The organism is Streptomyces sp. NPDC036984 (assembly GCF_055607665.1).
Genome location: NZ_JBVJRL010000029.1, coordinates 83,160 through 93,490 on the forward strand (window position 1 = coordinate 83,160; position 10,331 = coordinate 93,490).

General features: G+C 70.0%; 9 protein-coding genes. 8 read left to right on the forward strand and 1 reads right to left on the reverse strand.

Annotated features, from left to right (window positions below):
* Positions 1–4 precede the first annotated feature (4 nt).
* From ACZ7DL_RS34670 to ACZ7DL_RS34705, 8 genes are all read left to right on the forward strand, one after another.
* The gene (locus ACZ7DL_RS34670) at positions 5–418 is read left to right on the forward strand and encodes a roadblock/LC7 domain-containing protein (RefSeq protein ID WP_184970701.1); all 414 of its coding nucleotides are present in this window, start codon (positions 5–7) and stop codon (positions 416–418) included.
* Between the two features lie 111 nt (positions 419–529).
* The gene (locus ACZ7DL_RS34675) at positions 530–928 is read left to right on the forward strand and encodes a DUF742 domain-containing protein (protein WP_009190816.1); all 399 of its coding nucleotides are present in this window, start codon (positions 530–532) and stop codon (positions 926–928) included.
* On the forward strand, positions 909–1,484 hold the full coding sequence (locus ACZ7DL_RS34680) for a GTP-binding protein (RefSeq protein ID WP_133930189.1): 576 nt from the start codon (positions 909–911) through the stop codon (positions 1,482–1,484). Before ACZ7DL_RS34675 ends, ACZ7DL_RS34680 begins: the two co-directional genes overlap by 20 nt.
* A 386-nt stretch (positions 1,485–1,870) precedes the next feature.
* Entirely contained in the window at positions 1,871–5,086 is a 3,216-nt protein-coding gene (locus tag ACZ7DL_RS34685; RefSeq protein WP_470780406.1) for a sensor histidine kinase, read from the forward strand.
* 10 nt (positions 5,087–5,096) lie between these two features.
* Positions 5,097–5,510, forward strand: coding sequence for a roadblock/LC7 domain-containing protein (locus ACZ7DL_RS34690; RefSeq protein ID WP_004983065.1), 414 nt, complete (start codon positions 5,097–5,099; stop codon positions 5,508–5,510).
* A gap of 94 nt (positions 5,511–5,604) precedes the next feature.
* Entirely contained in the window at positions 5,605–6,174 is a 570-nt protein-coding gene (locus ACZ7DL_RS34695) for a DUF742 domain-containing protein (protein ID WP_470780408.1), read from the forward strand.
* Positions 6,155–6,736, forward strand: coding sequence for a GTP-binding protein (locus ACZ7DL_RS34700; RefSeq protein WP_358636250.1), 582 nt, complete (start codon positions 6,155–6,157; stop codon positions 6,734–6,736). Before ACZ7DL_RS34695 ends, ACZ7DL_RS34700 begins: the two co-directional genes overlap by 20 nt.
* A 99-nt stretch (positions 6,737–6,835) precedes the next feature.
* A complete protein-coding gene (locus ACZ7DL_RS34705; protein ID WP_470780409.1) occupies positions 6,836–9,922 on the forward strand; it encodes an NACHT domain-containing protein in 3,087 nt (1,028 codons plus the stop codon).
* Between the two features lie 60 nt (positions 9,923–9,982).
* Here ACZ7DL_RS34705 and ACZ7DL_RS34710 read toward each other — a convergent pair whose 3' ends face one another.
* Positions 9,983–10,177 carry an acyl-CoA carboxylase subunit epsilon gene (locus ACZ7DL_RS34710; protein ID WP_470780411.1) on the reverse strand — a complete coding sequence of 65 codons (195 nt, stop codon included), beginning with the start codon at positions 10,175–10,177 and terminating at the stop codon, positions 9,983–9,985.
* Positions 10,178–10,331: the final 154 nt, after the last annotated feature.

The window sequence follows — 10,331 nt, forward strand, 5'->3', positions numbered from 1 at the left end:
TCCGATGAGCCAGGCGGCACAGAACCTGAACTGGTTGATCACCAACTTCGTGGACAACACCCCCGGGGTGTCGCACACAGTGGTGGTCTCCGCCGACGGCCTTCTGCTGGCGATGTCCGAAGGTTTCCCGCGGGACCGCGCCGACCAGCTGGCGGCCGTCGCGTCCGGGCTGACCTCTCTCACGGCCGGGGCGTCCCGGATCTTCGAGGGCGGCAGCGTGGCGCAGACGGTCGTCGAGATGGAGCGCGGCTTCCTCTTCCTGATGTCCATCTCGGACGGGTCGTCCCTCGCGGTCCTGGCCCATCCCGATGCGGACATCGGTCTCGTCGGCTACGAGATGGCACTGCTCGTCGACCGCGCGGGGGCGGTACTCACCCCGGACCTGCGCGCCGAACTCCAGGGAAGTCTGCTTCACTGACCTCCCCCGGCACCACCCACCTCACTAAAACACCGTCCGGCCGCCACAATCCCCCCACCGGCCCCGTCAGACGGCACGACTCACCGACTTGCTGTCCCGCCCGGAGGATTCATGACCCCGCCCACCGCCCATCATGATCCGTACGCGGAGCCGTACGGGGACGAGGGCGACCAGCCGCTGGTGCGCCCGTACGCGATGACCGGTGGCCGGACCCGGCCGCGGTATCAGCTCGCCATCGAGGCGCTGATCAGCACGACGGCCGACCCGGCAGCGCTCATGGGACTGCTCCCGGAGCACCAGCGCATCTGCCACCTGTGCCGCGAGGTGAAGTCGGTGGCGGAGGTCTCCGCGCTGCTGGCCATGCCGCTCGGGGTGGCCCGGATCCTGGTCGCCGACCTCGCCGAGGCCGGCCTGGTCGCCATCCACCAGCCGGGTGGCGACGAGAACAACGGCGGCGCTCCGGATGTGACGCTGCTCGAAAGGGTGCTCAGTGGACTTCGCAAGCTCTGACGCGGGCCGGGCCACCACCTCCGCGAAGATCGTGGTGGCGGGCGGCTTCGGCGTGGGCAAGACCACGTTCGTCGGCGCCGTCTCGGAGATCAACCCGCTGCGCACAGAGGCCGTCATGACGTCCGCTTCGGCCGGCATCGACGACCTGACCCACACCGGAGACAAGACGACCACGACGGTCGCCATGGACTTCGGCCGTATCACCCTCGACCAGGACCTGATCCTGTACCTCTTCGGTACGCCGGGCCAGGACCGCTTCTGGTTCATGTGGGACGACCTGGTCCGTGGTGCCATCGGCGCGGTGGTGCTCGTGGACACCCGGCGCCTCGCGGACTGCTTCCCGGCCGTGGACTACTTCGAGAACAGCGGCCTGCCGTTCGTCGTCGCGCTCAACGGTTTCGACGGCCAGCAGCCCTACGCCCCCGAGGAAGTACGGGAAGCGCTGCAGATCGGGCCGGACACCCCGATCATCACGACCGACGCCCGGCACCGCGCGGATGCCAAGAGTGCGCTGATCACGCTGGTGGAGCACGCTCTGATGGCACGGCTGAGGTAGCACTCAAGTCCGACGGGTCGCACGGCAGTTGTCGTAAGGGGCGCGGAGCCGGCTGTGGTCTTAGACACGGTCGGCTCCGGTTCATAACAGTTCGGCAGAGGAATCGGCCGGTCTCACCACGCGACGCGGTCGGGCGGTGCCGCTGTGCTCACAAAAGCCCCGCCTTTTGGCGGGGCTCGTTCTTTATGACCGTTTTATCTGGCGTTTACAACGGCGCCGTCACGAGGTTTCCACTGTTTGGAAGTGCGCTGGTCCACGTGCTGGAATGCCTGAACTGCCCAATGGTCGATGACGTACTGAGTGCGTACTGAGTGGTCGATGACGAACCGGGCTCTGAGAGACTGCGGCACGACGAAGGTGCCGACCGCCGAGAGGTTGTTGGTCGAGTGAGGCGAAGCAAGAACGGTCCCGAGCCGTCGGCACGGGGCAACTTCACCCCGCCGCCGCGCGCTGCGGCGCCCACCCCCGTGCCCGGTGCGGAACCGGCGGCCACGCCCGCGCCCAGCGGCGGCCGTTTCTCCCCGCGGAACTGGCGGGTGCCCACCCGTCTGAACGCCATCCTGCTCATACCCGTGGCGGTCGGCCTCGTCATGGGCGGCTTCCAGGTGAAGAGCTCGATCGACACCTGGCAGCAGGCCCGCGACGCCGAGAACACCGCCCGCCTGGTGCGCGCCGCCCTCGGCTACGCCGACGCCCTGGAGAACGAGCGTGACGTCACCGCCGCTCCGCTGCTGCTGAAGAAGCAGAACGGGACCGGCAAACAGACCGTCGACGACGCCCGCAAGGCCACCGACCGAGCCGCCGACGCCTTCGACGAGGCGACGAAGAGCATGCCGGGCGAGGCGGGCCTGAAGCGCCGGCTGGACCTGTTCCACGAGGCCGAGCCCAAGCTGGTGCAGCTGCGGCAGGCGGCCTACACCTCCAAGACGACCGGCGTCCAGACGGAGGAGGGCTACGTCGCCCTCGCCCACCCCCTGATGGAGTTCGCCAACGAGCTCGGCCTGGGCACCGGAAACATCACCTCCTACGGCCGTACCGTCTACGCCATCTCGCTGACCAAGGCGGCGCTCTCGCTGGAGCGGTCGATCGGCACGCACCTGCTGGTCAAGCCCGGCCCGGACGCCCCGAACCTGGCCACCCAGCGGGTCTCCCTGTCCTCGTACGCCTACCTCGAGCGCATCGCCGTCGAGGAGTACAAGGGTGGTGGCACCGAGGCCGACGCCCAGAAGCTGGACGACGCCAAGGAGAAGATCAAGGCGGACGGCGCCGCCCTGGCCGAGCAGGCCAAGGCGCGGAACCCGCAGTACGTCGCTCCGCCGACCGGTGAAACCGACATGGTCACGGCCCTCGCCACCATGAAGGACACCAGCCCGCTCACGCGTCAGGCACTGGCCGCCAAGGGCATCACCGCCGACAACTGGTTCGCGTTCAACACGCTCAAGTACAAGGCCTACCGCCAGATCGAGTCGGACATGGCCGACAAGGCGGTGAACGAGGCGTCCGACATCGCCGACGACGCCAAGACCTCCGCCTTCATCACCGGTGCCGTGGTCGTCATCGCTCTGCTGGCCGCCTTCATCCTGGCCGGTCTGGTGGCCCGCCAGATGAGCCGCGCGATGCGCCAGCTGCGCAACGCCGCCTTCGGCATCGCCGAACAGCGGCTCCCGATGCTGGTCGACCAGCTCTCGCGCACCGATCCCGGCCGGGTCGACACCCGGGTCGCTCCGATCCCGATCACCACCAAGGACGAGATCGGCGAGGTCGCCCGCGCCTTCGACCAGGTCCACCGCGAGGCGGTCCGGCTCGCCTCCGAGCAGGCCCTGCTCCGGGGCAACATCAACGCGATCTTCACCAACCTCTCGCGCCGCAACCAGTCGCTGATCGAGGGCCAGCTGACCCTGATCACCGACCTGGAGAACAACGAGGCCGACCCGGACCAGCTGGAGAACCTCTTCAAGCTGGACCACCTGGCCACCCGTATGCGCCGCAACGGCGAGAACCTCCTGGTCCTCGCGGGCGAGGAGCCCGGCCGCCGCTGGGACCAGCCGGTCCCGCTGGTCGACGTGCTGCGCGCCGCCTCCTCCGAGGTGGAGCAGTACGAGCGCATCGAGCTGTCCGGCGTCCCGGAGGCCGAGATCCACGGCCGCGCGGTCACCGACCTCGTGCACCTGCTCGCCGAGCTGCTGGAGAACGCCACCACGTTCTCCTCCCCGCAGACCAAGGTCCGCGTCACCGCGACCCGTCTCCCCGACGGCCGCATCATGATCGAGATCCACGACAAGGGCATCGGCCTGACGGCCGAGGACTTCGCGGACATCAACCACAAGCTGGCCAACCCGCCGACCGTGGACGCCGCGATCTCCCAGCGCATGGGCCTGTTCGTGGTCGGCCGGCTGTCCGACCGGCACGGCATCCGGGTCCAGCTGCGCCCCTCGGGCGAGCAGGCCGGCACGACCTCCCTGGTCATGCTGCCGGACGCGATCACGCACGGCGGTGGCGGCGACTCCCTGGAGCGCGAGGAGTTCACGGTCTCGCAGATCATCCCGGAGCAGCAGTTCCAGGGTGAGAACTTCAGCCAGGTGCAGCCGATGCGCACCGCCGCCGAGCTGGGCTTCGACGACAGCCAGTACACGGAGGTCCCCGACGACATCCGCGACCTGGACCCCGTCGGCCGTTCCCTGATGCGCGAGGGGCGCCGCGCCGCCCTGGAGGCGCAGAGCCACGGCCAGCAGCCCGGCGAGCCGCAGCAGGAGGCCCCCGAGGCCCACGCCGGGTACGCGGACCCGTTCACCGGACGGCAGGCGTACCAGGAACAGCAGCAGGCGTACGACGAGCAGCCGCAGCAGGCGTACGAGGCGCCGGCGTACGAGGAGCAGCAGCACACCTCGTACGAGCAGCCGTACGACGAGCAGTACTACGCGCCGAACGGTGACCAGCAGCAGGCCGACGGCTTCGCTCGAAACGGCGGCTACCCGGAGCCCGCGGCCCCGTATGCGGAGCCTGCCCAGACGCCGTCCTACCAGGACGACTGGCCCCAGCAGGACGGCTACCAGAGCGGCTATCCGGCCCAGTACGCTCCGGAAACGGAATCCTCGCAGGCCGCTGACGCAGGTGAGCGGAACCGCGTAGGCTTCGACCGTCCGGAAACGGCCTCTCCCGCCGCACACGAGCTGACCGACGCCGGGCTGCCCCGCCGCGGTTCCACCGCGAGCGGCTCTCACGGCGCCGGCTCGGCCAACGGCACCGCGCGCGCGCAGCGGGAAGCCCCGGCTCCCGCGCAGGGGAACGCGCCGGGAGCGGGCGGCGACAGCAGCTGGCGCTCGGCGAACGACGAGCGGTGGCAGCAGGCATCGCAGCTCCGGAAACCCAAGGCAGGCGGGGTCACCGCCTCCGGCCTGCCGCGGCGGGTACCCAAGGCCAACCTGGTCGAGGGTTCCGCCGAAACCACCCCCCAGGGAGGCCCACAGGTCTCCCGCGCCCCGGAGGACGTCCGGGGCAGGCTGAGCAACCTGCGTCGGGGCGTCCAGCGCGGACGCAGCGCAGGCAGTGAAACGAACGGCCAGGGCTTCGGTCCTGACAGCACCTACAACCAGGAGCGTTAGTGTGAGCCCGATGAGCCAGGCGGCACAGAACCTGAACTGGTTGATCACCAACTTCGTGGACAACACCCCGGGGGTGTCCCACACGGTGGTGGTCTCCGCCGACGGACTCCTTCTGGCGATGTCCGAAGGCTTCCCCCGCGACCGCGCCGACCAGCTCGCGGCCGTCGCCTCCGGTCTGACCTCGCTGACCGCCGGTGCCTCGCGCATCTTCGAGGGCGGCAGCGTGAACCAGACGGTTGTGGAGATGGAGCGGGGATTCCTCTTCATCATGTCCATCTCCGACGGTTCCTCGCTCGCGGTTCTGGCCCACCCGGAGGCGGACATCGGCCTCATCGGGTACGAGATGGCACTTCTGGTGGACCGCGCGGGCACGGTCCTCACCCCGGATCTCCGTGCGGAGCTCCAGGGGAGCCTTCTCAACTAGTAATCGGACGGTGCGTATTCGTGTCCCGGGGCCGTAAGGTTTCGGGACGCGGCGCCACAGGTTTGGGTGCCCGGCGCAGTCGGAGGAGGAGAAAGTGGCAACACCCCCAGGCGGTTCGTCTTCGGGTAACTGGTCGTACGGCCCTGGTCAGGGTCAGGGCGACGGTTCGGCGAACCGGTACAACTTCCCCTCCGCGCCCAGCCACCGGCAGCCGTACGCGCCGCAGGGCCCCGGCCCGTCGCCGTACGACCAGCCCCAGGCCCCGCGTATCCAGCCGGTCCAGCCGCAGCGTCGCCCCGAGCCGGCCCCCGCTACGGCGTCCAACAACCCCTTGGTGCGTCCGTACGCCATGACCGGCGGCCGGACCCGCCCGCGCTACCAGCTCGCCATCGAGGCTCTGGTGCACACCACCGCGCAGCCGCACCAGATGCAGGGCCAGCTGCCCGAACATCAGCGCATCTGCAACCTCTGCCGAGAGATCAAGTCGGTGGCCGAGATCTCGGCGCTCCTCACGATCCCCCTCGGCGTGGCCAGGATCCTCGTCGCCGACTTGGCGGAGGCGGGCCTGGTCGCCATCCATCAGCCCGGCGGCGACGAGAACGCCGGTGGCCAGCCAGACGTGACACTGCTCGAAAGGGTGCTCAGTGGACTTCGCAAGCTCTAGCGGCGGTCCTTCCCGCTCCACCACCTCCGCGAAGATCGTGGTGGCGGGCGGCTTCGGCGTGGGCAAGACCACGTTCGTCGGCGCCGTCTCGGAGATCAACCCGCTGCGCACAGAGGCCGTCATGACGTCCGCTTCGGCCGGCATCGACGACCTCACCCACACCGGAGACAAGACCACCACCACGGTGGCCATGGACTTCGGCCGTATCACCCTCGACCAGGACCTGATCCTCTACCTCTTCGGTACGCCGGGCCAGGACCGCTTCTGGTTCATGTGGGACGACCTGGTCCGTGGTGCCATCGGCGCCATCGTGCTGGTCGACACGAGGAGGCTCGCCGACTGCTTCCCCGCCGTCGACTACTTCGAGAACAGCGGCCTGCCCTTCGTCATCGCCCTCAACGGCTTCGACGGCCAGCAGCCCTACGCCCCCGAGGAAGTACGGGAAGCGCTGCAGATCGGGCCGGACACCCCGATCATCACGACCGACGCCCGCCATCGCGCTGACGCCAAGAGCGCGCTGATCACGCTCGTGGAGCACGCCCTGATGGCGCGGCTGCGCTAGCCGATCCCCGCTTGCCGAGGGGCCCTTTCCCTCCGGAGAGGGCCCCTTTGTCGTACCCCGCTGCCACACTGGATCCGGACGTGATCGAGGGGGCGGACGATGAGTGCTGAGGCGGCGGCGTTACGACTGGGCACGACCGTGGCGAAGGCCGCGGCCCAGATGTGGCTCGGGGGCAAACGGCGGGAGCAGGAACGCCGGTTGGACATGTCGGAGCTGATCCGGCTGCGGGTGTCCGGGCTCCGCTTCCAGCGGGGCGTGCAACGGCAGTTCGAGGAGATCGCGGACGCGGTGTACGACCGGCTGGCGCCGTTCCTGGAGCGGGAGTTCCCCGGGCTGGAGGAGAGCAGCCGGCAGGCCGTGATCGACGGGGTGTGCGACACGTTCGCGGCGGCGGACCTGTCGGACGAGGCGGTGCTGGCCGCGGACGCGAGACCGGCGGAGATCGTGCGCCGGGTGACAGGTTCCGTACGGCCGCCGGTGGGCCTCGGTGAGGCGGAGAGCCGGCTGCACGAGGTGCTCTTCGCGGAGTGCGTCGAGTACTACGTGCGGATCGTGCAGGGGCTGCCGGTCTTCGAGGAGCGGGCGCTGAGCGAACTCCTCAGCCGTACGACGTCCTTGGGCGCGCAGATCGCCCGGGTGCTGGAGCGGCTCCCGGACCGGTCGCTGTTCGCGCCGGAGGGGACGGACCGGGACGAGGATTTCCGGCGCCGCTATCTGGAGCTGGTCAGCACGACCCTGGACGAGGTGGAGCTGTTCCGGCGCACGTCGGACCGGGCGGGGGCGCGGGTGCGGCTGTCGGTGGCGTATGTGAGCTTGCGGGCCACGGGCGACGACGGCAGCCGGCGCCGTCCGGCCCGTTCGCTCCCCGTGCTGCGGCCCGACATGAGCGACTGGGAGGAGCCCGGAGGCGAGAGCGCCGGGATGCGGGTCGAGGCCGCGCTCGGGAGTGCCTCACGCGTGCTGCTGCGCGGCGAGGCGGGCTCCGGAAAGACGACACTGCTGCGCTGGCTGGCGGTCACGGCGGCCCGCGGGGCCTTCACCGGCGAGCTGGCGGCCTGGAACGGCCTGACGCCGATCTTCGTGAAGCTGCGTGAGTACAGCGGGCGGGAGCTGCCCAGGCCGGAGGCGATGCTGGACTCCGTCGCCGAGAGCATTTCCGGGGTCATGCCGAGGGCCTGGGTGGAACGGCAGCTGGAAGACGGCCGGGCACTGCTCCTGATCGACGGGGTGGATGAACTGCTCGACAACGAGCGCCGGGGCGTACGGGACTGGCTGCGCCGCCTGCTTGCCGCGTACGGCGAGGTACGGGTCGTCGTCACCTCCCGACCGGCCGCGGCGAGCGCAGCCTGGCTGCGACCGGAGAGATTCACGGCCCTCCAGCTGGACCGCATGTCACCGCCGGACCTCGCCGCGTTCGTCAGGCAGTGGCATCAGGCGGTTCGGGAGCTCGGCGACGAACTGCCCTGCCCGGTGGACGAACTCCCCCGGTACGAGCAGTCGTTGCTCACCAGCCTCAAGGACCGCCCCCACCTGCAGTCGCTGGCCGGTACGCCGCTGCTCGCGGCGATGCTGTGCGCGATGCACCTGAACCGCGGCAGCCAGCTCCCGCGCGACCGGATGGAGCTGTACCGCAACGCCCTGCACACCCTCGTCCACGACCGGGACGCGGACCGGAACGTGCCCAGTGCGGTGGACAGTCGGCTGAGCCTGGGCGACAAGCTGATGCTGCTCCGGGACCTGGCGTGGCGACTGTCCGACAACAACCGGACCGAGATCTCTCTGGACCGGGCCGGAGAGTACGTCGGACGGAAACTCGCGGGCATGCGGCACCTGGAGGAGCAGGACGGCCGACGGGTGATCGAACAGCTGAGGAGCCGCTCGGGGCTGCTCCGCTCCCCCGCCGAGGGCCGCCTGGACTTCGTCCACCGCACCTTCCAGGAGTACCTGGCCGCCGAGGAGGCGGTGCAGGAGGACCGGATCGGCAATCTCGTCGGGCGTGCCCATCTCGACCTGTGGCGGGAGACGATCGTCATGGCGGCCGGGCACGCCAACACGCCCCAGCGGGAGGAGTTGCTCGGCGGGATCCTGGACCGGTCCCGGGACGAGTCCCGGCACGCCCGCACCCTCCGGCTGCTCGCGGCGGCCTGTCAGGAGACGGTGCCGGCGGTCTCCGACGGGCTCGCCATGCGGCTGGAGGAGGCGGTATCCGCGCTTCTGCCGCCACGCAGGAAGACGGACCCGCCCGCGCTGGCCGCGGTCGGGCCGAGTCTGTTGCGGAGAATGCCCCGTTTCCTGGACGAGCTGACGTCGAAGGCGGCCGTGCAGACCGTGCGGACCGTGGCTCTGATCGGCGGGGAGGAGGCGTTGGGGCTGCTGGAGGCGTACGCAGAGGACGGGAGGCGTGATGTGGTCGCCGCGCTCATCGACGCCTGGTCGTATTTCGATGCCGACGCTTACGCCGATCGGGTGATGGCCGGGCTTCCCCTGGACGAGCACTCCGTGGTGCTGACGCATTCGGGGCAGCTGCGGCCGGCGGTGCGGCTGCGGTCGCTGAGAACGCTGGATATCGCCTTCACGCTCAAGGACCTGTCCGTCGTCGCCGAGTTGCCTCCCCTCGAAGAACTGACGTGCACGGTGGAGGAGACGGCCGATCTGTCCGTGCTGAAGGGCCACTCGGCGCTCGGACTGTTCTTCCTGTTCGGTCAGCCGTCTCTGCGCCACCCCGAGGCACTGGCGGACCTGCCTGGACTCCGCTTCCTCTCACTGCGCGCACCGGACGGCAACGAGAGCCTCCCTGCCCTGCCGGACCTTGGTGTCCTGGGGTTTCAGCGCGTCACGGAAGAGACCCGGCTGGACGCCCTGACCCACTACAGCAGCCTGCAACACCTGCTCTTGGACGGCGTGCGACGCAGTCGGCTTCCCGAACTCGCTCCCTTGTCGGCGCTGCCGAACCTGCGCGACCTGTCGCTGTACACCTTCGATGCCCAGGATCTGCCCCGACGGCTGACGCCGTCGTGCCCGCAGCTCAGGGACCTCGTCATGAGCAAATGTCTGCTGCCCGAGACCGGACTCGACGGCTTGCGTGAGCTGACGCGGCTCAGGAGGCTGACGCTGTGGGAGTGCGAGACCCCCGTCGGCCCCGTCACCGCCCCCGACCTGCCCGGCGTCACCGTCACCCTCGACTGAACACACCGCAGCCCCGCCCTCCCGAACGGAGCAGCGGGGCTGCGGTCAAGCGCGAAAACGTCAGTGCCAGCTGTGCGGGGCGCGGAAGCCGCCCTCGCGCTCCAGGCGGCGCCAGCCCGCCTTGGCGCGGCCGCGGTGGGTCTCGGCCGTGGCCGCCGGCTGCGCGGCGGCGCGGGCCATGAGGACCGCCGTGATGGCGGCGACTTCCTCGGGCTCGGCGTGGCCCTTCTCGACGCGGATGTCAGGAGTGCTCATGGGTGTCAGTCTCCGTGAGAGAGAGGTCCGCGGGGTTGCCGCGGCGGGTCCGCTGGGTTACTGCGGGGGGTTGCCGTGCTTGCGGGAGGGCAGGTCGGCGTGCTTGGTGTGCAGCATCGCCAGGGACTTGATCAGCACCTCGCGGGTCTCGGCG

Coding starts and splice junctions, on each gene's coding strand:
- ACZ7DL_RS34670 (WP_184970701.1), top strand. CDS start 5: ATGAGCCAGGCGGCACAGAACCTGAACTGGTTGATCACCAACTTCGTG.
- ACZ7DL_RS34675 (WP_009190816.1), top strand. CDS start 530: ATGACCCCGCCCACCGCCCATCATGATCCGTACGCGGAGCCGTACGGG.
- ACZ7DL_RS34690 (WP_004983065.1), top strand. CDS start 5,097: ATGAGCCAGGCGGCACAGAACCTGAACTGGTTGATCACCAACTTCGTG.
- ACZ7DL_RS34705 (WP_470780409.1), top strand. CDS start 6,836: ATGAGTGCTGAGGCGGCGGCGTTACGACTGGGCACGACCGTGGCGAAG.
- ACZ7DL_RS34710 (WP_470780411.1), bottom strand. CDS start 10,177: ATGAGCACTCCTGACATCCGCGTCGAGAAGGGCCACGCCGAGCCCGAG.